This is a genomic window from Streptomyces sp. 1-11 (assembly GCF_007176755.1).
Taxonomy (GTDB): Bacteria; Actinomycetota; Actinomycetes; order Streptomycetales; family Streptomycetaceae; genus Streptomyces.
This window is the reverse complement of sequence record NZ_BJTV01000008.1, coordinates 15,692-39,845: the sequence shown is the minus strand read 5'-3', so window position 1 is coordinate 39,845 and position 24,154 is coordinate 15,692. Positions and strand designations below refer to the sequence as shown.

Here is a 24,154-nt window from a genome sequence, read left to right as displayed (position 1 = left end):
ACCGGCGGCGGCAGCGTACGGCAGCGCGAGACGGGTGGCAGGGCCACGCAGGAGAACGGAACAGTCTTCCCACTCGAACGGCGCCGCGAACATCACACATATGTATCGGGCATTCCGCCCTGCAACCTTCACACCGAGCACACAAGTTGGCTAGGTTGACCGCCAGGCCGCCCGGCTGCCCCCAGCGAATCCGCCGTGGCGTCCGGGGCCGGGGCTCGACCGACCCCGGGACCGGCCCGACCGCCCCGCGGGGCGAGGAAGGAGCACGTCTTCCATGGTGCCGGAGGGCCGCGACGAGGTTCGGCGGCGGATCGACTCCCTCTACGAACACGCGGAGAACGCGACCGGTAACTACAACGCGACCCGGGCGATGTCCGCGGCCGCCAGGAACCGGGGGGTCGCGCTCGCCAAGGGCTCCGGGCGGCGTCCGGAGCCGGGGGTCGACGCGGTGGCCCGGCAGTGGTTCGACATGGCGCGCGCCAGTGTCGGCCCGACGGTCCCGGCCGCGCTCCCCGCTGACCGGCTGCCCGCGCCCCCTGCCGTCCCGGCCCGCTCGTGGGACCGTGCGGACGCCGGTGAACGGGACGCCCTGAGCGTCGCGCTGCCCGAGCTGGCGCCGGGCTCCGCCGGCCGTGCGGTGGCAGAGCTGACGAGCGGGCCCTCGACGGCGCCGTACGGCCGCCCCCGGGCCGCCCTGGAAGCGGGACCGTCCGGCCCGGTCGGCACCCGGCCGGCGCTTCCGCCCACGGACGCCGCCGAGCGTCCGGCCCCCCTCGCCTCCGAACTGCCGTCGGCCCCGGCCGAGTTGCCCGTACCGCTTCCGCCTCGGCCGGTCGAGTGGGGTACGGCGGAGCAGGGCGCCCCCGCCGTCATGGAGGCGAGCGGCCCCGGCCCGGCGGGAACGGCGGTACTGCCCGTCGCCGCACTTCCCGTGCCGCCGACCACCCCGGCGCGCATGCCGAGGGAACTGCCCGGCGCCGCGCCCAGGCACCCCTCCCCCGCCGAGTCCAAGACGGACCACCGCCGCAAACTGGCCGCGGCCCGCGACCTGCTGGCCCGGCACGCCCTTCAACCCCCGGCGGCGACAACGGAGTTCGCTGCGCCGGCCGAGCAGTGGCAGCAGCCCTGGTGGACGGCACCGAGCGCGCCCGCCTCCGTCGCCGCCCCGGCGCCTTCGACGGACACGGGCTCTTTCGCGCGGCCCATCACCGGTGACGCCCTCACCGACACGTACACTCCGCCGGCCGCCGCCGACACCTTCATACCGGCTGCCACCAGCGGCTCCCTCCCGCTGCCCTCCACCACCGGCGCCTTTCCACTGCCCTCCACCACCGGCGCCTTCGCCACGGCGACCTCCACCGGCCCACTCCCCTCACCCACGGTGACCACCGCCGACCCGCTTCCCCCGGTCACCTTCGCCGGCTCGCTCCCCCCGACCCCGGCGACCTCCACCGACCCGCTCCCCCCGTCCCCGGCCACCGGCACCCACGCCCGGTCCGCCACCGACACCTCCCGCGCCGCCAGGGCCATCGCGTTCGCCCGGGCACAGATCGGCAAGCCCTGCGTCTGGGGCGCCACCGGGCCGGGCTCCTACGACTGCTCCAGCCTCACCCGGGCCGCGTGGCAGGCCGCCGGGGTCGCGCTGCCGCGCGCCGCCCACGAGCAGGCGCTGGCCGGCACCCCGGTCACCCTCGCCGCGCTGGAACCGGGAGACCTCGTCCTCTTCTTCGACGACGACCGGCACGTGGGCCTGCACGTCGGCGACGGCATGATGATCCACGCGCCGGGCCCGGGATCGACCATCCGCGAGGAGTCCGTCTACGGCGCCGGGGAGTCCGCGATCCACCGGGTGATCCGGCCGGTCTGACCCCCGGCACCGCCGCGCCGGCCCGGCCCAGGGCCGGCACATAAGCGGCTCCTTGCCTTCTCATAAGATGGACTTATGAGGTCATAGACCGGACCCGCGTACTAACTTAGGGCTGCCTTAGCTTAGGCTTCCCGATCGAGCGAGTCTCCTGTTCAGGCTCGAATGTTCACGCTCGAAGGGAACTGATCATGCCGCGCCCCCTGCGGGTAGCCATCGTCGGAGCCGGCCCGGCCGGGATCTACGCCGCCGACGCCCTGCTCAAGTCCGAGGTGGCCGCCGAGCCCGGCGTCTCCATCGACCTCTTCGAGCGGATGCCCGCCCCGTTCGGCCTGATCCGCTACGGCGTGGCGCCCGACCACCCGCGCATCAAGGGCATCATCACCGCCCTGCACCAGGTCCTCGACAAGCCGCAGATCCGCCTCTTCGGCAACGTCGACTACCCCACCGACATCAGCCTGGACGACCTGCGGGCGTTCTACGACGCGGTGATCTTCTCGACCGGCGCCACGGCCGACCGCGAGCTGTCCATACCCGGCATCGAACTGGACGGCTCCCACGGCGCCGCCGACTTCGTCTCCTGGTACGACGGCCACCCGGACGTGCCGCGCACCTGGCCGCTGGAGGCCGAGAAGGTCGCGGTGCTCGGCGTCGGCAACGTGGCGCTCGACGTCGCCCGCGTCCTCGCCAAGACGGCCGACGAACTGCTGCCGACCGAGATCCCGCCGAACGTGTACGACGGCCTGAAGGCGAACCGGGCCAAGGAGATCCACGTCTTCGGCCGCCGCGGCCCGGCGCAGGCGAAGTTCAGCCCGATGGAGCTGCGCGAGCTGGACCACTCGCCCAACATCGAGGTCATCGTCGACCCCGAGGACATCGACTACGACGCGGGCTCCATCGAGACCCGCCGCGGCAACAAGCAGGCCGACATGGTCGCCAAGACCCTGGAGAACTGGGCGATCCGCGACGTCGGCGACCGGCCGCACAAGCTGTTCCTGCACTTCTTCGAGTCGCCGGCGGAGATCCTCGGCGAGGACGGCAGGGTCGTCGGCCTGCGCACCGAGCGGACCGCCCTCGACGGCACCGGGAACGTCAAGGGCACCGGCGAGTTCAAGGACTGGGACGTCACCGCCGTCTACCGGGCGGTAGGCTACCTCTCCGACAAGCTGCCCAAGCTCCCCTGGGACCTGGAGACCGGCACCGTCCCGGACGAGGGCGGCCGGGTCGTCGAGGAGAGCGGCGGCCACCTGCAGTCGACGTACGTCACCGGCTGGATCCGGCGCGGCCCCATCGGCCTCATCGGCCACACCAAGGGCGACGCCAACGAGACCGTGGCCAACCTGCTGGACGACTACGCGAACGGCCGTCTGCAGACCCCTGCCTCGCCCGCGCCCGAGGCCGTGGACGCCTTCCTCGCCGAGCGCGCGGTCCGCTTCACCACCTGGGAGGGCTGGTACAAGCTGGACGCCGCCGAGCGGGCGCTGGGCGAGCCGCAGGGCCGCGAGCGGGTGAAGCTGGTCGAGCGCGAGGACATGCTGCGGGAGAGCGGCGCGTGACTCCCCGGCGGAGGGGCCCCGCCCCGCGCGGATGACGGGCGGGCCCCCTCCGCCGGACCACCGCGGGCGAGCGGTGCGGACCGCGGGCGTCACCGCGCCGGCGTTCCGGCCTGGTGCGGGCGTACATCACGTTCGCCGGCGCTCGTCGTCGGTGCCGCCCCGCGCCGCACGGCGTGCACTGCGCAAGACGCGCGCCCCATCGTGCGCCGAGTCTCCCGACCGCGCGCCGGGCGCACCGTTCCGCCACCGCGAGCCCGCTCGTGCCACGCTCCGCGCCTCTGTCACCGGTGGCGCGGCGCGCCGCCCGGGGCCCCGGCGTCGGTTTCCGGCCGCCGACGGTGATACTGGGTAGCGCACCGGCCCCCATCAGCAGATTGGCCCATGTCGAACTCCGCCACCGACCGCGCCACCATCCCGCAGACCCTCTGGGCGGCCCGCGGCCGCCACCCCGGCCCCGCCGCCGAGGACGTCGTCCGCCGCACCCTCGGACGGCACAAGGAGAGCGGGGACATCGACGACTTCGCCGAGCCGCCCGCGCCCGACGACTCCCCCGAACGGATCTTCGAGGCCCGCTGGCGGGCCGGGGGCACGGTGACCGTGCGCGCCCGGCTCACCCTCGTACCCCGGGCCGGCCGCCCCGAGGGGCAGGAGTGGACGCTCGTCGCCGAGGCGGAACGCCCCTGGGACGACGCCTGGCCCTCGCCCGCGACCCTGTTCTGGCCCGAGGCCGGGCCGGCGGAGGGCGCCGAGGGCGCCTGGGACCACCACCCGACCATCGCCGGCCTGCGCTTCCGCCAGGTCAACGCACTGCCCGAGGACGACAAGGAGACGCGGCGGCGGCTGAAGGACGCGGCCCGTGAGTCCTGGTGCGTCCACGTGGTCGTGCACGAGGCGATGACGCCCGACGAGCAGGGCCGGCTGCCCCTCGCACGGCTGCTGCCGCCGGGACTGCGGCACCGCGTGATGGAGCACCGGGCGGCGCCGCAGCAGTTCCGTGCCGTCAACTGGGCGCTGAAGGACCTCGGTGTCGAGGTGCCGCGCGGCGGCGCCGTGCTGCTGCCCCCGGACCCGGCCCCCGCGGACTACGACGGCCGGGAGCACAGCGTGCGCACCGTCTTCCTGGACGGGGCGGAGCCGGCCGGGCTGGTGGCGGCGCTGCGTCACTTCGTGGCCCTCCCCCGGCCGCTGCCGCGCGGCGCCGGGGAGGCGCTCACGGACCTGCGCGAGAACTGGACGCTGACGACCCTCCAGGAGGAGCTGGACCGGCAGCGGGAGCTGGTCGCCATGTACGCGGACGCGCTGGAGGCCATGACGAAGTCCCGGGACCTGTACCGGGAGGCCGCCGAGCAGGCGCACCAGGCGCTGGCCGCCCTCCGCGACGCTCCCGCGCCCGCCCCCCTGCCCCAGCAGCAGCGGTCCGGCGCCAAGGCGCCCGCAGCGCTGCAGCAGCTCACGCGGACCTTCGAACGGCTGCGCCTCACCGCCAAGGGACCGCGTCCGGCACCGGTACCGGACGGCTCGCCGGAGGCTCCGGGAGCACCCGGAGCGCCCGGCACGGACGGCGCCGGCGCGGTGGAGCCGGGGTAGCGCGCCCACCGCGGGGCGGTACGGCGGCCGGGAGCGGGCAGAGGGAGGGGAAGGGGAAGTGAACGGGTCCGTACCGGCCCGCCCCGTCCGTCACGAGGGTCTGGAGGCCGCATGGATTCCACCGCGACCTGGCTGGTGATCGGCGCCGTGGTCGCGGCGGCGCTGCTCGCCGTCGCCGTCGTCCTGCTGGTGCGCCTGGTCCGCGCCCGGCGCGACCTCAGGCGCGCCGGGCTGCCCACCGGACCGCGCTGGGTGTTCTGGGGCGCCATCGCGTACCTGGTGCTGCCCACCGATCTGCTGCCGGACCCGGTCTACCTGGACGACATCGCCGTCCTGCTGCTCGCCCTGCGCAGCCTGCGGGCCGGTCGCGTCCTGCCGGGCGGGACCGGGCTGGAGGCCGGCGGCGCCCTGCCGCCGAAGACCCGCAAGTCCTGAACTCGGACCCGCGCATCATCCACGGCCGCCGCACGCCACGCGGCCGCCCGCCCCGACGGCGCCGCGCCGCCGCGCGCTGCCCGGCGGCGGCCCGACGGCGGCCCGGTGGCGGTGAACGGGGACCGCCGGGCGGCCCCCGCGGGAGCCGGCTCCGCCGACGCCCTCGCCTCCGGGGGCCGCGCAGTGTAGACATGGGCTCATGGTCCGACTGCCCGGCCGGTCCGAGACTCGGCCGCCCCGTTCCTTTGGGCATCCGCGCGCGCCGAGGCAGCGGACATCCGGCACGAACGGCGCGCCGCCCGGGATGCTGCGGTCGGCGGTGACCGGGCGCAGCGTCGCCGGACAGGTGTTCCTGCTGCAAGTGGTGATCGTGCTGCTGCTCGTCGTGTCGGCGGTGGTGGCCCAGGTGCTCCAGGTGCGGCACGACAGCGACCAGGAGGCGCGCAACCGCTCGCTCGCCGTCGCCCAGTCGTTCGCCAACGCGCCCGGCACGGCGGCCGCGCTGCGCGCCCCGGACCCGACGGCCGTCCTGCAGCCGCGCACCGAGGCCACCCGCAAGGCAACCGGCGTGGACTTCGTCGTCGTGATGTCGACCGACGGCACCCGGTACACCCATCCCAACACCAGCCGGATCGGCCAGCAGTTCGTCGGGACGATCGCGCCGGCCGTGGCCGGCGGCACGGTCGTCGAGGAGGTCAACGGCACCATCGGCCCGCTGGTGCAGGTGGTGGTGCCGGTCAGGGACCAGGCTGGCAAGGTGGTGGGCCTGGTGGCGTCCGGCATCACCACCGCGCACGTGGGCGGTACCGCCGACCAGCAGCTCCCGCTGCTGCTCGCGGCGGCCGCGGCCGCGATGGCGCTGGCCACCGCGGGCACGGCCCTGGTCAGCAGACGGCTGCTGCGCCAGACGCACGGCCTCGGCCCGTCCGAGATGACCCGCATGTACGAACACCACGACGCGGTGCTGCACTCGGTGCGGGAGGGCGTCCTGATCGTCGGCGGCGGCGGCCGGCTGCTGCTCGCCAACGACGAGGCGCAGCGGCTGCTGGACCTGCCCGAGGACGCCGAGCAGCGGCACGTGCTGGAGCTGGGGCTCGACGACGAGACGGCCGGGCTGCTGGCCTCCGGGCGGGTCGCGACCGACGAGGTGCATCTGGTCAAGGACCGGCTGCTGGCCATCAACCAGCGGCCCACCGACCTGCGCGGCGGGCCGCCGGGCAGTGTCACCACGCTGCGCGACTCCACGGAACTGCGCGCGCTGTCCGGCCGCGCGGAGGTGGCGCGCGAGCGGCTGAACATGCTGTACGACGCCGGGGTGGGCATCGGCACGAGTCTGGACGTGGCCCGTACGGCGGAGGAACTGGCGGAGCTGGCCGTGCCCCGGTTCGCGGACTTCGTCACCGTGGACCTGTTCGACGCGGTGCTGAAGGGCGAGGAGCCGAAACCGGGCACCGCGCTGCGCCGGGCGGCGTTCAGCGGCGTCCGCAAGGACGCCCCGCTGTACCCGATGGGCGAGCGCATCCGGTTCGTGTCGACGTCGCCGCAGGCCCGGAGCCTGACGACCGGGCAGGCCGTCGTGGAGCCGGTGCTGCGCGAGGCGCCCGGCTGGCACGCGCAGGACCTTGAGCGCACCCGGCAGATCATGGCGTACGGGATCCACTCGCTGATCACCGTGCCGCTGCGGGCGGGCAGCCTGGTCCTGGGCCTCGCCAACTTCTGGCGCTCGGAGAAGCCGCAGCCGTTCGACGCCGAGGAACTGGCTCTCGCCGAGGAGCTGGTGGCGCGGGCGGCCGTGTCCATCGACAACGCGCGCCGCTACACGCGGGAGCACAGCATGGCGGTGGCCCTCCAGCGCAGCCTGCTGCCGCGTTCGCTGCCCGACCAGGGCGCCCTGGAGATCGCCTACCGCTACCTGCCGGCCCAGTCCGGGGTGGGCGGCGACTGGTTCGACGTGCTGCCGCTGTCCGGCGCCCGGGTGGCGCTGGTGGTGGGCGACGTGGTGGGGCACGGGCTGCACGCGGCGGCGACGATGGGCCGGCTGCGCACGGCGGTGCACAACTTCTCCGCGCTGGATCTGCCGCCGGACGAACTGCTCGGCCTGCTGGACGAGCTGGTGGGCCGCATCGACCAGGACGAGACCCCGGCCGACGGGGCCGCGGTCACCGGCGCGACCTGTCTGTACGCGGTGTACGACCCGGTGTCCCGGCGCTGCACCATCGCCCGGGCGGGGCACCCGCCGCCCGTGCTGGTGCGCCCGGACGGCGAGGTGGAGTTCCCCGAGGTGCCCGCGGGTCCGCCGCTGGGCCTGGGCGGGATGCCGTTCGAGACGGTCGACCTCGAACTGCCGGAGGGCAGCAGTCTGGTGCTCTACACCGACGGTCTGGTGGAGGACCGCGACCGGGACATCGACGTCGGCCTGGAGCTGCTGCGCGACGCGCTGCGCCGGACGCCGGGCGCCTCGCCCGAGGAGACCTGCCGGACCGTCCTGGACCGCCTCCCGGCCCGGCCCAGCGACGACGTGGCGCTGATCGTGGCCCGCACCCGGGTCCTGGGCGCCGACCGGGTCGCCGAGTGGCAGGTGCCGTCCGACCCGGCGGCCGTGGCCGAGGTGCGGGCCTCGGTGGTCCGGCAGCTCGACGACTGGGGGCTGACGGAGCTGTCGTTCACCACGGAGCTGATCCTCAGCGAACTGGTGACCAACGCCATCCGGTACGGGCGCGGTCCGATCGGGGTGCGGCTGCTGCGCGAGCGGACGCTGATCTGCGAGGTCTCCGACGGCAGCACCACCTCGCCGCACCTGCGGTACGCGGCGAGCACCGACGAGGGCGGCCGGGGCCTGTTCCTGGTGGCGCAGCTCGCCGACCGCTGGGGTACGAGGTACACGCCCAACGGGAAGATCATCTGGGCGGAGCAGCCGCTGCCCTGACCGCACCGGCCCGGGGGCGCGTGGGCCGGTCCACCGCCGGGGACGCGACAAGCCCCTGCGGGGGGCGGATGCGCCCCGCCCGCGGGGGCTCGCGGTACGTCCGGCGTGGGCCCGGTCAGCCGCCGCCGAGCCGGGAGCGCAGCAGCTGCTTGCCCATCTCGGCGCCCTTGCGGCTGTCCGACTGGGCCTTGCGGAACAGCTCCACGACCTCGTCGTCCTTCTCGCGCTCGGCGTCCTGGATGTACTGCTCCAGGCGCAGCGCGTTCTTCAGGCACGCCTCGACGTACCAGATGAGGTTGTAGTCCTTGTCGCGGGTTCCGGTGACGTCGCCGGTCTCACTGGTGCTGGTCATACGGGGTCTCCTCCCTCTGCGGACCCTGTGTGGTGCCCTCGGGGCAGACCCCGGGTACCCGTGCGGCCCGCGGGCACACGGCGCCGGCGCGGGCGGCGCGGGCGGCGCGGGCGGCCTGCGCCGGGTCAGCCGAGGGCGCGGTCGAGGTTGAAGGCGGCGCTGATCAGCGACAGATGGGTGAAGGCCTGCGGGAAGTTGCCCTGCTGTTCTCCGGTGCGGCCGATCTCCTCGGCGTACAGGCCCAGGTGGTTGGCGTAGGTCAGCATCTTCTCGAAGGCCAGCCGGGCCTCGTCGAGCCGCCCGGCCCGGACCATGGCCTCGACGTACCAGAACGAGCAGATCGAGAAGGTGCCCTCGTCGCCGCGCAGCCCGTCGGGGCTGGCCTGCGGGTCGTAGCGGTAGACGAGGGAGTCGGAGACCAGGTCCTCGGTGAGCGCGTCCAGGGTGGACAGCCACTTGGGGTCGGTGGGGGCGATGAACTTGGCGAGCGGCATCATGAGCACGGCCGCGTCGAGCACGTCGCTCTCGTCGTGCTGGACGAAGGCGCCGCGCCGCTCGGACCAGCCGCGGTCCATGATCCACCGGTAGACGGTGTCGCGGGACCGGCGCCAGCGGGGCAGGTCGGCGGGGAGTCCGCGCCGGTTGGCCAGGCGGATGGCCCGCTCCACGGCCACCCAGCACATCAGCCGCGAGTACAGGTAGTTGCGGCGGCCGCCCCGGGTCTCCCACACGCCCTCGTCGGGCTGGTCCCAGTTGTCGCACACCCAGTCCACGAGGTGGCAGACGTCGTCCCACTGGCCGCTGGAGATGGGCTGGGCCCACTTGTCGTAGAGGTAGATGGAGTCGATCAGGGCGCCGTAGATGTCGAGCTGGAGCTGGTCGGCGGCGGCGTTGCCGACCCGGACCGGGGCGGAGCCCAGATGCCCTTCCAGATGGGTGAGTTCGCGTTCGGGCAGGTCGGTGCGGCCGTCGATGCCGTACATGATCTGCAGTGGTCCTGAGTGGTCGCCGCAGCCGGGGCTGATGTGCGTGGTCAGGAACCGCATGAACGCCTCGGCCTCGCCGGTGAACCCGAGCCGCAGCAGCGCGTAGACGGCGAAGGCGGCGTCGCGCACCCACACGTAGCGGTAGTCCCAGTTGCGCTCGCCGCCCAGCTGCTCGGGCAGGCTGGTGGTGGGCGCGGCGACGATGGCGCCGGTGGGCGCGTAGGTGAGGAGCTTGAGGGTGAGCGCGGAGCGGTGCACCATCTCGCGCCAGCGGCCCCGGTAGCGGGACTGGTGCAGCCAGTGCCGCCAGTAGGTGACGGTGGCGTTGAACTGGTGCTCGGCCTCCATGTGGGGGCAGCCGCGCGGCGGCACCTCCGCGCCGGCCTGGTCGAGGGCGAACACCGCGGTCTCGCCCTCGCCGAGCTTGAAGTCGGCCCACGCGTCCTGTGCGTCGCTCTCGAGGACGACGGTGGAGGTGAGGGCCAGGGCCCGCTCGGGTGACTCGAAGACGACGAGTCCGTCCAGCCTGCGCACGGTGTGCGGGTCGGCGCCGTAGTTGAAGCGCGGCGCGACCCTGGTCCGGAAGGGGACGGTGCCGCGCACGCACACCACGCGCCGGATCAGCCGGTGCCGGTCGGAGTCGGCGGAGAGTCCGTCGCCGGTGACCGGCATGAAGTCCTGCACCTCGCCGACGCCGTCCTCGGTGAAGAAGCGGGTGATCAGCACATTGGTGTCGGGGAAGTAGAACTGCTTGGTCCGGGCGGGCACGGCGGCGGCCAGCTCGAAGCAGCCGCCCCGCTCGGCGTCCAGGATCGCCGCGAAGACGCTGGGCGAGTCGAAGGACGGCGAGCAGTACCAGTCGATCGTGCCGTTGGTGCCGACCAGTGCGACGCTGCGCAGGTCCCCGATGAGACCGTGCTCGGCGATCGGCAGGTAGCGGGGGCTTCGGGACGACTCCTGCGGGAAGCGCATCTCGGCCATCGTGGGCCTCCCCGGTGCGGGACACTGCTGTTTTCCCCGGTATGGGTGGATTCCCAGCTTACGGGCGAGTGCTCCGGCGTGGGCTGGGCAGGCGGTCCTCACCCCGTCCCGCGGCCCCTTCCGGATGCAGGGTCCGCCGCCGGGGTGAATGGTGAGAGGGTGCCCCGTTCGGCGGCACCGGCACGGATGCGGTCATCCGGACCGAGGAGGAGGCATCATGTCGACATCCACACCCGAGGGGTCCCGGTCGTCCGACGACCACTGCACCCCGGACGCCCTGCTCCACTCCGCTCCTTCGCAGGATCTGACCCCGGAGGACCTGGTGATGGCGACGGGCAGGGACGTCACCCCGGCGACCCTCGACTGGGCGCGCCGCAAGCTGGAGACCGAGGGTCCGTCGGCCATCGAGAAGCTCCTGCCCTGACAGGGCGTTCCGGGAAGCACCGAGGAGACCAACGGGGAGGAGCCGGGCGGGCGCGCGTCGTCGCAGGGCGCGCCCGCCCGGCGCCGAGTCGTGCCTGCGCCGCCGAACAGGACCGGAGCCGGCCGGGAACCCGCGCCGCCGAACGACCGGAGCCGGCCGTGGACCCGCGCTGCGGCGCGCTGCCCACGGCCGGCTCCGGTCCGGCGGTCCAACGGTGAGGCGCCCCTAGGGCGCCTCACCCTCCGGCTCCTCGGTGATGTGCATGGCCGCCTCCTCGGCGCCGGCCGCTCCCCCGTCGATCCCGACGTCGGAGGCGACCTCCTCCTTCGTGGTGTCGGTGTGGGCTCCCTCGTCGGGGGCGACCAGCCGGCCCGCCCTGGCGTCGCCCGCCTCCGGGTCGACGGGCTCGCCCTCGCCGCCGGGGAGGTCCCCGGTCTCGTCGCCCGCCGGCGGCTGCACGTCCGGCACCTCCTGGCGGAGCCGCTCGTCGAGCGTCTCACCCTCGTGCTGCTCGGCGGCGGTGGTGCCGTGCTTGGTGACGCCGAGGGGCCGCTCGGGCGGGGAGTAGCCCTCGTCGAGGATGTCGTCGTAGCCGCGCTCGTCCAGCGCGTCCTGCAGGTCGAGGGGGCCGGCGTCCTCCTGTTCCTCGTTGCTCCCGGTGGGCTGGTAGGCGTCGTCCGCCATCGGGCTCTGGCCGGCCTGCTGATCGCTCATCGTCGCCTCCGTCTCGGCACGCGCTCGGTCCCGGTCCGCGTTCCCGCAGGTCCGCTGCCTAATCTCGCTCGTCGATCTCGTCACCGGCCGGCCTTCCCCCGGCGCGCGCGCTGCCGCCCCGCCCATCCGGCCGTCCGGCTCAGGCGCCGGGCGGCCCCGGTACGGCGTAGTAGAGGCGCACCCCTGTGAGCGGGACGAAGGGCCAGGTGCGGGCGTACCCGGGTGGGCGCGAGCCCGTGGGCACCAGCGCGGCGACGGGGGTGCGGCGGGCGGTGCGGGTGATCGTCGCGTCCGTGCTGTTGGCGTTGTGGCCCGACGTCGCCGCCGAGGAGCAGCCGGCGTAGAACGCGACCGGGATGGCCTCGGGGCCGGTGAGCAGACAGGGCGGGCGGACGCCGACCCGGTGCAGGGCGGCGGCGGTGCGGGACCAGTCCCGGTGCGCGGCGGTGGTACGCCCGACGACGGCCGTCAGGACGGCGAGCTGGACGGCGAAATGGGCGGCGAGACAGAGCGCGACCAGGGTCGCGGCCGCCGTGCGCCGGGTTCCCGGCCGCATGGCCAGCGGGTGGAGCAGGGCCTCGGCGACGGGGATGGCGAGCAGGGCGTAGGCAGGGAGCAGGAAGCGGGGCGCGGCGTAGCCGATCATGAACAGGTAGGGGAAGGCCGCCGTCACCCCGCAGGCCAGCGGCAGCAGGGTGGGCGCGGTCCGCCGGGCCCGGACCGCGATCGCCAGACCGGCCCCGGCGGCCACGGGCAGCGCGAACCACCAGGCGGTGACCAGCGGGTGCGGCGGCGGGCCGGTGCAGGGCCGGCACAGGGCCCGCCCGCCGAGGCTGCGGAACTGGTCGACGACCGCCATGTGCAGGCCCAACCCGCCCTGGATCGCCGAGCCGTCGGCCAGGCGCCGCGCGAGCCCGCCGTAGCCGGCGTACGCCTCGACCACCCATTCCAGGGCCCCGGCGGCGAGTCCGGCCAGGAGGACCGCCAGAAGCCGCCAGTGGCGGCGCGACAGGCCGAGCGCGAGCAGCGGCAGGGCGGCCCAGACCGCGTCCATGGGGCGCATCCAGGCCATCAGCGCGCCGCTCGCGGCCAGGCCCCACAGCGCGGCCCGGTCCCGGCGGTCCGCGCGGGCCCGCAGGGCGCAGGCGACGGCGGCCAGGGCGCCGACGGCCACCCAGTAGTTGGGCATGGCCTGCGGACCGTAGAACAGGGTTACCCACAGGGACGCGAACAGGGCGCCGGCCAGGGCGAGGACACGGTCCGGGAACAGCCCGCGCCAGGCCCGCAGGGCCAGGTACAGGGCGAGGCCGGACAGCAGGGCGAGATAGATCCGCAGCAGGGCCGTGGACGAGGACCAGGCCGCCACGGGGGCGACGAGCAGGGAGATCCCGCGGGCGCGGGGTGCGCTGAAGAAGGCGGCGGGGGCGTGCGCGCTGACCTGGCTGACGTACACCGTCTCGTCCCAGCCGAGGCCCATGCCGGGGCGCACCAGCAGCAGTTGGGCCAGGGTGAAGGCCGCCGCGACGGCGGCGAGCGACCGGGCCGGGCGGGTGCGCCCGGCGCGGCGGGCCCGGCGCGCGCCGGCGGATTCGCGGCGTGTGCGCGCCCGCCGGGCCGCCTCGCGTGTCGCCTGTGCGATGCCGGCCATGGTCACCTCTCCCTCGGCCAAAACACGGCCAAAGTAGCGCGAACCATCCCGCCGTGCCCGGCGGGCGGGACCGTCCGGCCGACGGCCCTACGCGCTGTAAGGTTGGGCCATGGCTGGCAGAGGGCCCCGCGACCGGGCGCAGCGGCGCGGCGCCGGGGAGCTGGAGAGCGAGGTGCTGGCCGCGCTGTGGGCCGCCGACCGGCCGCTGACCCCGGCGGAGGTGCAGACCGAGGTCGACGGGGCGCTCGCCTACAACACCGTGCACACCATCCTCAAACGCCTGTACGACAAAGGACTGGTGCTGCGGGACACCGACGGCCGGCGGGGCGGCTACCGCCCGGCGAAGGACGCGGCCCAGGCCACCGCCGAGGCGATGCGCGAGGCGCTGGACCGGGGACCGGACCCGATCGGCGCGCTCCGGCAGTTCGTGACCGGCCTGAGCGCCGAGCAGGAGCGGACGCTGCGCGAACTGCTCACCGCGAACGGCGCCTGAGGTCCGGCGGGACGGACCCCGCCGGACCGGCGTTCACCGGTTGCTCGGCGCCCGGTGCGCGGGCTGCCGGGGAACGGTACGCGGGCGCACCGGCGGCACGGCGCGCACGGCCGGCTCGTCCGCGGCGACCGTCAGCGCCTCCCCGTGGTGGTGGAGCCTGAGCGGGGGCCCGGCGAGGAGCGTGTAGGTGGCCTTCTCGGCGCCGATCTCCACGTGCAGGCGGCGGGTGCGGTACTGCAGGCGGAACGCGACCCGGCGCAGCCGCTCCGGCAGGCGGGGCGTGAAGCGCAGGCCCTCGCCGTCCTGGCGCATCCCGCCGAAGCCCGCGACCAGCGCCATCCACGTACCGGCCAGGGAGGCGATGTGCAGCCCGTCGCGGGTGTTGTGCTCCAGGTCCGCGAGGTCCATCAGGGCCGCCTCGGCCGTGTAGTCGTAGGCGAGCCGCAGGTGCCCGGCCTGGGCGGCGACGACGGCCTGGACACAGGCGGACAGGGAGGAGTCGCGCACGGTCAGCGGCTCGTAGTAGGCGAAGTTGCGGGCCACCTGCTCGTCGTCGAAGAAGGCGCCGCACGTGTACATCGCCAGCACCAGGTCGGCCTGCTTGACGACCTGTTTGCGGTAGAGGTCGAAGTAGGGGAAGTTCAGCAGCAGCGGGTACTGCTCGGGGCGGGTGCCGGCGAAGTCCCAGCGCTGGTAGCGGGTGAAGCCGGCGTGCTGCTCGTGCACGCCGAGTTCGTCGTTGAAGGGGATATGGATGGCCTGGGCGGCGTCCCGCCAGGCCGCGCTCTCCTCCTCGTCCACACCGAGGCGCTGCGCCTCGCGCCCGTGCCGCTCGACGCAGTCCGCCGCGGCGAGCAGGTTCTGGCGTGCCATCAGGTTGGTGTACGTGTTGTCGTCGGCGACCGCGCTGTACTCGTCGGGTCCGGTGACACCGTCGATGTGGAAGACGCCGTGGTGGTCGTGGTGGCCCAGCGAGCGCCACAGGCGGGCCGTCTCCACCAGCAGCTCCACCCCCGCCTCGCGCTCGAAGTCCAGGTCCCCGGTGGCCTCGACGTAGCGCAGGACGGCGTCGGCTATGCCGGCGTTCACGTGGAAGGCCGCGGTGCCGGCCGGCCAGTAGGCCGAACCCTCCGCGCCCTGGATGGTCCGCCAGGGGAACGCGGCCCCGCCGAGCCCGAGTTGGGCGGCGCGCTCGCGGGCCTCGTCCAGGGTGCTGTGCCGCCAGCGCAGCGCCTGGGCGACCGCCTCGGGGGCGGAGTGGGTGAGGACGGGCAGCACGAACATCTCGGTGTCCCAGAAGGCGTGCCCGTCGTACCCGGAGCCGGTCAGCCCTTTGGCGGGTATGGCGCGCCGCTCGGCGCGCGCCCCCGCCTGCAGCACGTGGAAGAGCGCGAACCGCACGGCCTGCTGGATCTCCTCGTCGCCGTCCACCTCGACGTCCGCGCGGTCCCAGAAGTCGTCCAGGTGGGCCCGCTGGTCGTCCAGCAGCCCCCGCCAGCCGTCGTGCGCGGCGGCCGCGAGGGCCGCGTCGACCTGGTCGGCCATCGCGGGCAGCGAGCGGGTGCCGGACCAGCCGTGGGCGACGATCTTCTCCATCCGCAGCGTCTGGCCGGGCTCCAGCACGGAGGTGACGGTCAGCCGGGCCACGTCGATGTCCGCCTCGCTGCGGGTCGTGGTGCGCTCGGGGCCGGTGACCACGTGGTCGGCGGCCACCGCCACCCGCAGGCCGCTGCGTCGGGTGCGGTGCACCAGCCGCAGCCGGTCGCCGGAGGCGAAGCCGTCCTCCTGCTCCAGCGGCGACTGCAGCGCCATCGCCGCGCGCGGGTCGCCGCTCGCGCCGGGGAGCTGTTCGTTGGCGACCAGCTCGGACTGGATCACCACCCGGCTGCGGCTGCCCACCGCCTCCACCTCGTACGCCACCGCGGCGACCGCCCGCTGGGTCAGCGACACCAGCCGGGTGGAGCGCACCCGGACCGTCGAACCGGCCGGGGACGTCCACTCGCAGGTGCGCTCCAGCACCCCGCGGCGCAGGTCCAGCACCCGCTCGTGCCGGACCAGCCGGCCGTAGCGCAGGTCGAACGGCTCGTCGTCGACCAGCAGCCGGATGATCTTGCCGTTGGTGACGTTGATGACCGTCTGCCCGGACTCCGGATAGCCGTAGCCGGCCTCGGCGTACGGCAGCGGGTGCAGCTCGTGCACCCCGTTGAGGTAGCTGCCGGGCAGGCCGTGCGGTTCGCCCTCGTCCAGGTTGCCGCGCCAGCCGACGTGCCCGTTGGACAGCGCGAACACCGACTCGCTCTGCGCGAGGACGTCGAGGTTCAGCTCCGTCTCGCGTACCGCCCACGGCTCGACCGTGTACGACCGGTGGGTGATCACCGCTTGCCTCCCAGCTCGGCGAGGTCCTTGACGACGACGCTCGCGCCGTGCGCGTACAGCGCCTCGCCCTGTCCGGTCCGGTCGACGCCGACGACGTATCCGAAGCCGCCCGCCCGGCCCGCGTCCATGCCGGCCAGCGCGTCCTCGAAGACGGCCGCCCGGTCCGCCTCGACGCCCAGGTCGCGGGCGGCGGCGAGGAAGGTGTCGGGGCGGGGCTTGCCCGGCAGGCTCCGCTCGGCGGCGACGACGCCGTCGATGCGCACGTCGAAGAAGTGCTCGGCGCCGACGGACCGCAGTACGTCACGGCAGTTGGCGCTGGAGGAGACGATCGCGGTGCGCAGTCCGGCGGCGCGCACCGCCTCCAGGTAGCGCAGGGTGCCCTCGTAGGCCTCCACGCCGCCGGTGCGGATCTTCTCCAGCAGCAGCACGTTCTTGCGGTTGCCGAGGCCGTGCACGGTGGAGGCGTCCGGCGGGTCGTCGGGACCGCCCTCGGGCAGGTGGATGCCACGCGATTCGAGGAAGGCGCGGACCCCGTCGGCGCGCGGGCGTCCGTCGACGTACTCGTCGTAGTCGGCGACCTCGTCGAACGGCCTTCCCCGCTCGCCCTCGTAGGAACTGAGGAAGGCGTCGAAGGTCTCCTTCCAGGCGGCCGCGTGCACGACGGCCGTCCTGGTGACGACCCCGTCGAGGTCGAAGAGGCAGGCCTGGATGGAATCGGGCAGACCGAGCTGAGTCATACTCAGCACTGTTCCCCGTCGGGCGCGGTCCAGTGGGTGTCGCGGACCACACGGCCGAAGGAAGTGCGCCCGCACACCGCGGTCCCACCCGGCCGGACCGCGGGTGACAGACTCTCCGGTGTGCCGCTGACCTTCGACGACCTCCTCGTCCGTGCCCGCGCCCTCGCCGGCCACGGGCGGCGCGCCCTGCTCGGTGTCACGGGCGGTCCGGGCGCCGGCAAGACGACCCTGGCCGAACATCTGGTACGGGCCCTGAACTCCGGCGGGCCGCCCTGGGTGGCGCACGTGCCGATGGACGGCTTCCACCTGGCCGACGCCGAACTCGACCGGCTGGGCCGCCGAGACCGCAAGGGCGCACCGGACACGTTCGACGCGGCCGGGTACGCGGCCCTGCTGCGGCGGCTGCGCGAGGAGACCGGCGAGGTGGTGTACGCGCCCGGCTTCGAGCGGGTGCTGGAGCAGCCGCTCGCGGGCTCGATCCCGGTGCCGCCGACCGCGCGGCTGGTGGTGACCGAGGGCAACTACCTGCTGCTGCGCGAGGGTTCGTGGGGCCGGGTGCGGGCGTGCCTGGACGAGGTGTGGTTCTGCGAGATCGACGAGGAGGAGCGGATCCGGCGGCTCGTTGACCGGCACGTGGAGTTCGGCAAGGAGCGCGCGGCGGCGGAGGCCTGGGTGCGCGGCACGGACCAGCGCAACGCCGACCTGATCGCGACGACGCGGGACCGGGCGGACCTGGTGGTGCCGGCCGGTGCGCTGCCCACGCCGTAGGCGGCGCGACGCCGGGGTTGAACCGCTCCGGGCCGCCGGCCGTACCCGTGTGCGGGGCGGAGGACCGGCCGGTGCGACCCGGGCAGCGGCGGCGCCCCGGCGGCGGGAGCGGTACGGATGACGGCGCGCGAACAGCACGGGGCCGACGCGGGCGGGACGACCGCCACGCCGGGCAGCCGCACGGGCCCCACGCCCGATAAGGCCCCCGTGCCGGGAAGCCGCGCGGCCGATGCGGTCCTGGTGCCGGAGGCGGCCGGTGACCGCGGTCCGGCGTGGGTCCGGATGTGGCCGGGCCGGCTCGCCCGGCTGTCGCGGTACCGGAGGTGGCCGGTGCCGCTGCTGGTGGCGCTGCTGCTGGGCCAGATGGCGGCCGCGATGGTCACGGCTGCCGTCCAGCAGACGCCCACCATCGACGAGCCCGTGTACGTGGCCACGGCCACCGACTACCTGCGCGAGCACCGGGTGCGTTACAACCCCGAGCATCCGCCGCTCGGCAAGCTGCTGATCGCGGCCGGGGTGGCGGTCGCGGATCCGCGCTACGACCCGGCCTTCGCCGGCGACCAGGGCGAGGTGGGCCGGCACCTGCTGTACGAGTCGGGCAACGACCCCTGGCGGCTGATGCTGTGGGCCCGGCTCCCGGTGATCGCGCTGACCCTGCTGTCCGGTCTGGTGGTGTTCGCGTTCGCACGGGACGTGGCGGGCACGGCGGGCGGGCTGGCCGGGCTCGCGCTGTACTCCTTCTCCCCCGATGTGATCGCGCACGGCTCGCTGGCCACCCTCGACGTGCCGGCGGCGGGTTTCGTGCTGGCGTCGGCGTGGCTGGTGTGGCGGGCGCGGCGCCGGCCCCTGCTCTGCCTGCCGTTGTCCGGCGTGGCGCTCGGGGCGGCGGTGGCGACCAGGATGAGCACGTTGCCGGCCGTACCGGTCGTGATGCTGCTGGCGGTGGTGTCGGTGTGGGGTGCGGGCCGCGGCGGGCGGGCGCTCCGGTCGGCCGGGGCGGCCACGGCCGTGGCGGTGGCGGCGGTGGCAGTGGTCTGGGCGAGCTATCTGGCGGTCGATCCGCGGCTGCGGTTCGACCCGACCGAGCCGGTGCCGGCCGTGCACGGCCTGCGCGGGCTCCTCACGGACCTGCTGCCGCTGCCGCCCGCGTACCGGGCCGGGATGCGGCTGCAGTTCGGCCTGGAGAACCAGCACTGGCAGGGCTACCTCTTCGGGCACGTCTACACGGGCTCGCGCTGGTACTACCTGCCGGCCGCGCTGCTGGTGAAGACGCCGCTCGGGCTGCTGGCGCTGGGCGCGGCGGGCGCCGTCCTGGCCGTGGCGGTGCGGCGACTGCGGCCGGTGGCGCCGTACCTGCTCCTGCCGCCCGCCGTGCTGCTGGCGGCGGCGATGACCGGCTCCCGCGACCTCGGCACCCGGTACGCGGTGTTCGTGCCGGTGTTCCTCGCGGTGGCCGGAGCGTGCGTGCTCGCGGTGCGCCGGCGGCGGACCGGTGCCCCGGTGGGGCTGCTGGTGCTGCTGGTGGCGGTGAGTTCGCTGCGCACCTTCCCGTACTACCTGCCGTACGCCAACGAGGCGTTCGGCGGTCCCGCCCGCACCCACCGGCTGCTGCACGACTCCAACGTGGACTGGGGCCAGGACCTGGGCCGGCTCGCCGCCCGGCTGCGGCAGCGGTACCCGGGCGAGCGGATGTGGCTGGTCTACAAGGGCAGCGGGGTGCCGTCGTACTACGGGATCACCGCCCGCGATCCGCGCGCGGTGGCGCCGGAGCGGGTGCACGGGCTGCTGGCCGTGTCCGACTCCGCGGCCGCGAAGGCGCGCGGCGGGCTGGCGGAACTGATCGGCTCCAGCCGTCCGGTCGGCGAGGTCGGGCACTCCATCACCCTGTACCGGCGGTGAGTCCGCAGCCCGGTAAACCCCCTGCTCATGAAGGCCGGTGAGCTATGTTGAGTGGTCGTGGGAGACAATGGAGGCGGACCGGTGCCCTCGCCGCAGCAGGCACGCGCCCAGGCATCAGCGATCACCTCGGGCAAGGCGGTGCCGGAGGCCGAGGCGGCTCCGACCTCCCAGCTCAGGGAGCTCTTCGACGGCCCGCAACTGTCGCCGGGGCAGCGCCGGGTCGCCCAGTACCTGATCGAGCACATCACCGAGGCCGCCTTCCTGTCGATCACCGAGCTGGCGGACCGCGTCGGCGTCAGCCAGCCCTCCGTCACCCGCTTCGCGGCCGCCGTCGGTTTCAGCGGCTACCCGGCGCTGCGGGAGAAGCTCCAGTCGATCGCGCTGAGCGCCCTGGCCGGCGGGCCCGGCGAGGAGAACCGGGCGAACGAGCTGCAGGCCGCGGTGGACGCCGAGATCCAGAACCTGGAGAACCTGCGTCGCGACGTCGCCGACCCCGACCGGGTGATCCGGGTCGGCCGGGAGCTGTCCCGCTCCACCCCGCTGACCGTTCTGGGCCTGCGCATCTCGGTGTCGCTGGCGGAGTACTTCGGCTATGCCGCCCGCCGCATCCATCCCGACGTGCGGCTGGTGACGCGCGGGGGCAGCGTGGCCTACGACACCCTGCTGCAGGCCCGTGAGGCGGGCGGTACCTGGATGCTGGCGTTCTCCATGCCACGGCACGCGAAGGAGACGCTCACCGCGCTGCGGGTGGCCAGGGAGGCGGGGCTGAAGGTCGCCCTGATCACCGACCTGGCGCTCGGCCCGCTGGCCGAGGAGGCCGACACCGTCTTCGCCACCGGCACCGGTTCCCGGCTGGTGTTCGACTCCTACGCCGCGCCCGGTGTGCTGGCCTCGGCGATCCTGCAGGCCATGACCGACGCCGACCCCGAGCGCACCCAGGCGCGTCTGGAGAAGTACGAACAGGGCGCGGACCAGCACCACTTCTTCCTCCGGGACTGATCCTTCCGCCGGGCGGCCCGGTCCGGGCCAGATCTTCCCCGCCGCGGGCCACCGGCACGCAAATCTTTCGCCGTACGGGGATCATTCAGCCCATACCGCGCATGAATGTTTTCATACGTCTTGCCAAGCCGATGGCATATATAAATACTGCTCACGGATCGCACCCGGCCCGCTCCGGGGAGGTCCGCCTCCGCGGGCCCGCCCCGCGAACCGCCCCGAGAAGGACGACGTACCGCATGCGCAGCCAAGCCCGCACGACGCGCCGGTCCTCGTCCGGGGCTCCCGCTCGGACGCCCCGAGCCGCCGTTCCCTACCCACGGCGGCGCCAGGGACGTCCGGTGGCGCACCGCCCCGGCGGCGCGCCCGTGGCGGCCCCGGTCATCCCCTAGGCCGGGGCCGCCCCGACCGGCGGACCACCCGCACGAGCCGCACACCGGAAGCGAAGACCCATGCCCCTGACCACCACGCGCATCAGTCCCGACTGGCCCTGTCAGGTCAAGACACCGGGCACCTACGACTGGGAACGCTCGGCGGCCAAGTGGCTGCGCGAACTGGTCCCGGCGCGCTACGGCAGCTACCCGGCGATGATCCGGCATCCCGTCCTGCTCGCGCGGCACGCTCAGATCCAGGTCGGGCAGGAGATCCGGGTGGCGCGGACCGCGCTGCAGACGGCCCGGTCCGAACTGCCCGTGCTCGGACTGCCGGAGTCGGTCATCGAACACACGATCAAGCTGTACGCCGCCGAGGTCATGCAGCTCCAGCACATCGCGCGCAGTGTCCGCGCGGTCAGCGAGGCACTGGCCGGACGCGGCGCCGGACGCTGAACGCGACGGCCGGGCACTCCGCCCCTGGCCAAGGGCCGCCCTTCCACGGCCGGTGCGCACAGCCTCCGCGAGCCGGAGAGGCCGATGCGGCAGACGAGTGATCCAGGGGCCCGGATGTGCGATGCTCGACCCGTGACGAGCGAGCCCGTGCCCCCAGCGGACCCCGGCACGCGCGCCGACGTGGCGGCGCTGGCCAGAGTCGTGGCCCGGCAACGCGCGCAGCTCGAGCGGCTGCGGGACCAGGCGGCGACGTCGGCCCTGCTGGAGCGGGCCACGGGCGCCCTCATGGCGACGACCGGCTGCTCCCCGGACGCCGCGCACGACGAACTGGTGCGGCGCGCCAAGACCGGGCGCCGCACGCTCCTGGAGGAGTGCTGGCTCACCCTCGGCGCCCTGCTGCCGGTCAAGCGGGCCGCCGCCGCGGAACCCGCCCTGCCCCCGGCCGCCGGCCGCTGGGACCCCCCGGCCGCCGGCACCGGCGACCTGATCGACGTCCTGGGGCGCGTGGGCCGGGCCCTGGTCCGGGTCGGCTCGCCGCAGGAGCTGGCCGCGTGCCTGCTGGAGCACCTGGCGCCCGAGGCCGGCGCCGACGCCGTCATGCTCTACGGGCGGCTGCCCGCGGGCGGACTCGAACTGCTCGGGCACGCCGGGATCGAGCCGACCCTCGCCGCCCAGTGGCACCACGTACCGCCGCTCTCCGGCATCCCCCCGCTCGACGCCCTGCGGGCCGGCGAGCCGCGCTGGCTCGAGGACCCGGCCGCGGACCGGGAGCGCTTCCTGCTGATCGGCGATCCGCCCGAGCGCTGGCCGTCGCGGGCCTGGCTGCCGGTGCCGGGCGGGGACGCGTCCGGTGCCGCGCTCGGCGTGCTGCGCCGGCAGGACGGACCGTTCGACACCCGTGAGCGGGAGCTGCTGCGGGCCGTCGCCCGGCTGTGCGCGGGCCGGCTGCGCGCCTTCGACGCCCCGCCGGAACACCTCGTCCACGCCGCCGCCCGTACCGTGCAGCCGGTGCTCGACGCCCTGCCCGGGGCGGCGATCCTGCTGACCCCGCTACGCGCCGCCTCCGGCGAGGTGGAGGACTACCGCATCGACGCCGCCACCCCCGAAGCGGTCGACGTGTTCGGCCGGGCGGGCCGGGAGATGGTCGGCAGCCACATCCTGGAGAGCTATCCGACCGTCGCGGGCGAGCCGCTGTGGCAGGGCTACCTGGACGCGCTCACCACCGGGACGCCGTTCGAGAGCGAGCCGTTCGCCTACCAGGACATCACCGACCGGGTGCCCGTGAGCGGCATCTACTCGGTGCGGGCGGCGGCGTACGGCGACGGACTCCTGGTGTCCTGGCTGCGGCACGACCCCGCGGAGCTGCAGAAGCAGCGGCTGGCCGACGTCCAGCGGCTCGGCAACCTCGGCTGGGCCAACTGGAACCTGGTCAACGAGGAGATCACCTGGTCCGCGCAGGTCTACGCGGTGCTCGGCCGCGACCCCGCGCGCGGACCGGTCGCCCTGGAGGACCTGCCCGGCCTCGCGCTGCCCGAGGACGCGCCGGCGCTGCGCCGCGCGGTCACCGAACTCGCCCGGCGGGCGAAGTGGTTCGACGTGCCGTTCCGCGTCCAGGGCCCGCGGGAGGTGCGGCACCTCCGGATGGTCGCCGAGGCGGTGACGGCTCCGGACGGCGCCCTCGCCGAGGTGCACGGCTTCGTCCAGGACCTCACCGCGCAGCGCAGCGCCGAACTCGCCCTGGCCGAGAGCGAACGCGAGATGCTGCTGCAGCGCGGGGTCCTGCAGGCCGAGCGGGCGCTGGCCACCCGGCTGCAGCACGCGCTGCTGCCGCTGCCCAGCGAGCCGGTGCGGCTGGCCGGGCTGCGCGTGGAGGTCGCCTACCTGCCCGCCCAGTCCGGCGTGCACGTCGGCGGGGACTGGTTCAGCGCCATAGAACTCCCCGACGACGCCGCGCTGTTCGTGGTGGGCGACGTGGCCGGTCACGGCGTCGGCGCGGTGGCCACCATGGCGCAGCTCCGGTTCACCGCCAAGGGCATGGTCAGCACGGGTTCCTCGCTGACCGGGGCGCTGGCGCGGCTGAACCAGCTCCTGCTGCAGACGCGGGACGCCCGGTCCACGGCCACCATGGTGCTCGCCCGCTACGACCGGACGGCCCGCGTCCTCGCCTGGACCCAGGCCGGCCATCCGCCGCCGCTGCTGGTGCGCGACGGCGAGGTGCGCTACCTCGACCGCCCCCGCGGCATCCTGCTCGGCGCGACCGCGGAGCCGGTCTACGAGTCGGCCCAGCTCCGCCTGGAGCCCGGGGACCGGTTGCTGCTGTACACCGACGGCCTGGTGGAGCGCCCCGGCGAGGGCATCGACACCGGCCTGGCCCGCATGGCCGACGCGGTGCACGCGCACGAGCACGGCGCGGACGGGTCGCTGGAGGCGCTGCTCGCCGCCATGGTGCCCGGCGAGCGGCGGGACGACGTGTGCGTGCTGGACATCCGGATGCCGTCGGCGGAGGAGTAGCCGGTCGCATCCGGATGCCGCCGGCAGAGGGGTAGCGGGGCGGCGTGTGCCGGCCGCGCCCGTGCGGGCCGGCG

18 protein-coding genes are annotated in these 24,154 nt (G+C 74.8%); 12 read left to right on the top strand and 6 right to left on the bottom strand.

The genetic code is table 11. The features are described from left to right. Positions 1 to 274: 274 nt before the first annotated feature. The 5 genes from TNCT1_RS36825 (at position 275) to TNCT1_RS18445 (ending at position 8,368) form a co-directional block, all read left to right on the top strand. Entirely contained in the window at positions 275 to 1,867 is a 1,593-nt protein-coding gene (locus TNCT1_RS36825) for a C40 family peptidase (protein ID WP_308789285.1), read from the top strand. Positions 1,868 to 2,055: 188 nt separating this feature from the next. Further along, positions 2,056 to 3,420 (top strand): FAD-dependent oxidoreductase, encoded by a 1,365-nt coding sequence (locus TNCT1_RS18460; RefSeq protein ID WP_143633414.1) that lies wholly within the window; start codon positions 2,056 to 2,058, stop codon positions 3,418 to 3,420. Between the two features lie 381 nt (positions 3,421 to 3,801). Then, on the top strand, positions 3,802 to 5,007 hold the full coding sequence (locus TNCT1_RS18455) for a hypothetical protein (protein ID WP_143633412.1): 1,206 nt from the start codon (positions 3,802 to 3,804) through the stop codon (positions 5,005 to 5,007). A gap of 111 nt (positions 5,008 to 5,118) precedes the next feature. Continuing rightward, entirely contained in the window at positions 5,119 to 5,442 is a 324-nt protein-coding gene (locus tag TNCT1_RS18450; RefSeq protein ID WP_143633410.1) for a DUF1232 domain-containing protein, read from the top strand. 304 nt (positions 5,443 to 5,746) lie between these two features. Continuing rightward, entirely contained in the window at positions 5,747 to 8,368 is a 2,622-nt protein-coding gene (locus TNCT1_RS18445; RefSeq protein ID WP_143633408.1) for a SpoIIE family protein phosphatase, read from the top strand. Positions 8,369 to 8,483: 115 nt separating this feature from the next. Here the strand turns inward: TNCT1_RS18445 and TNCT1_RS18440 are convergent, their stop codons facing one another. Both TNCT1_RS18440 and TNCT1_RS18435 read right to left on the bottom strand, forming a co-directional pair. Next, the gene (locus TNCT1_RS18440; protein ID WP_143633406.1) at positions 8,484 to 8,720 is read right to left on the bottom strand and encodes a hypothetical protein; all 237 of its coding nucleotides are present in this window, start codon (positions 8,718 to 8,720) and stop codon (positions 8,484 to 8,486) included. Positions 8,721 to 8,845: 125 nt separating this feature from the next. After that, positions 8,846 to 10,687, bottom strand: coding sequence for a glycoside hydrolase family 15 protein (locus TNCT1_RS18435; RefSeq protein ID WP_143633404.1), 1,842 nt, complete (start codon positions 10,685 to 10,687; stop codon positions 8,846 to 8,848). A gap of 217 nt (positions 10,688 to 10,904) precedes the next feature. On the opposite strand from TNCT1_RS18435, the gene TNCT1_RS18430 reads away from it, so the two are divergent. Beyond that, entirely contained in the window at positions 10,905 to 11,111 is a 207-nt protein-coding gene (locus TNCT1_RS18430) for a hypothetical protein (protein ID WP_143633402.1), read from the top strand. 225 nt (positions 11,112 to 11,336) lie between these two features. On the opposite strand, the gene TNCT1_RS18425 is transcribed toward TNCT1_RS18430, so the two are convergent. Both TNCT1_RS18425 and TNCT1_RS18420 read right to left on the bottom strand, forming a co-directional pair. Further along, positions 11,337 to 11,825 carry a DUF5709 domain-containing protein gene (locus TNCT1_RS18425; protein WP_143633400.1) on the bottom strand — a complete coding sequence of 163 codons (489 nt, stop codon included), beginning with the start codon at positions 11,823 to 11,825 and terminating at the stop codon, positions 11,337 to 11,339. Positions 11,826 to 11,964: 139 nt separating this feature from the next. Further along, complete coding sequence (locus tag TNCT1_RS18420) at positions 11,965 to 13,473, bottom strand: hypothetical protein (RefSeq protein ID WP_143633398.1); 1,509 nt, start codon at positions 13,471 to 13,473, stop codon at positions 11,965 to 11,967. A 109-nt stretch (positions 13,474 to 13,582) separates the two neighbouring features. Here TNCT1_RS18420 and TNCT1_RS18415 point away from each other — a divergent pair, with 109 nt between their 5' ends. Beyond that, positions 13,583 to 13,966, top strand: a complete 384-nt coding sequence (locus tag TNCT1_RS18415; protein ID WP_143633396.1) for a BlaI/MecI/CopY family transcriptional regulator — start codon at positions 13,583 to 13,585, stop codon at positions 13,964 to 13,966. A 33-nt stretch (positions 13,967 to 13,999) separates the two neighbouring features. Here TNCT1_RS18415 and TNCT1_RS18410 read toward each other — a convergent pair whose 3' ends face one another. After that, positions 14,000 to 16,342 carry a glycoside hydrolase family 65 protein gene (locus TNCT1_RS18410; RefSeq protein WP_143633394.1) on the bottom strand — a complete coding sequence of 781 codons (2,343 nt, stop codon included), beginning with the start codon at positions 16,340 to 16,342 and terminating at the stop codon, positions 14,000 to 14,002. After that, positions 16,339 to 17,079: an HAD family phosphatase gene (locus TNCT1_RS18405; protein WP_143633391.1), complete on the bottom strand. Its 741-nt coding sequence runs from the start codon at positions 17,077 to 17,079 to the stop codon at positions 16,339 to 16,341. Before TNCT1_RS18405 ends, TNCT1_RS18410 begins: the two co-directional genes overlap by 4 nt. A gap of 120 nt (positions 17,080 to 17,199) precedes the next feature. Between TNCT1_RS18405 and TNCT1_RS18400 the strand changes: the two genes are divergently transcribed. The 5 genes from TNCT1_RS18400 (at position 17,200) to TNCT1_RS18380 (ending at position 24,080) form a co-directional block, all read left to right on the top strand. After that, the gene (locus TNCT1_RS18400; RefSeq protein ID WP_143633389.1) at positions 17,200 to 17,847 is read left to right on the top strand and encodes a nucleoside/nucleotide kinase family protein; all 648 of its coding nucleotides are present in this window, start codon (positions 17,200 to 17,202) and stop codon (positions 17,845 to 17,847) included. 282 nt (positions 17,848 to 18,129) lie between these two features. Next, positions 18,130 to 19,746, top strand: coding sequence for a phospholipid carrier-dependent glycosyltransferase (locus TNCT1_RS18395; protein ID WP_143633968.1), 1,617 nt, complete (start codon positions 18,130 to 18,132; stop codon positions 19,744 to 19,746). Between the two features lie 81 nt (positions 19,747 to 19,827). Next, entirely contained in the window at positions 19,828 to 20,745 is a 918-nt protein-coding gene (locus tag TNCT1_RS18390; RefSeq protein ID WP_143633966.1) for a MurR/RpiR family transcriptional regulator, read from the top strand. A 449-nt stretch (positions 20,746 to 21,194) separates the two neighbouring features. After that, the gene (locus TNCT1_RS18385) at positions 21,195 to 21,569 is read left to right on the top strand and encodes a hypothetical protein (protein ID WP_143633387.1); all 375 of its coding nucleotides are present in this window, start codon (positions 21,195 to 21,197) and stop codon (positions 21,567 to 21,569) included. 114 nt (positions 21,570 to 21,683) lie between these two features. Further along, entirely contained in the window at positions 21,684 to 24,080 is a 2,397-nt protein-coding gene (locus TNCT1_RS18380) for a SpoIIE family protein phosphatase (protein WP_143633383.1), read from the top strand. Positions 24,081 to 24,154: the final 74 nt, after the last annotated feature.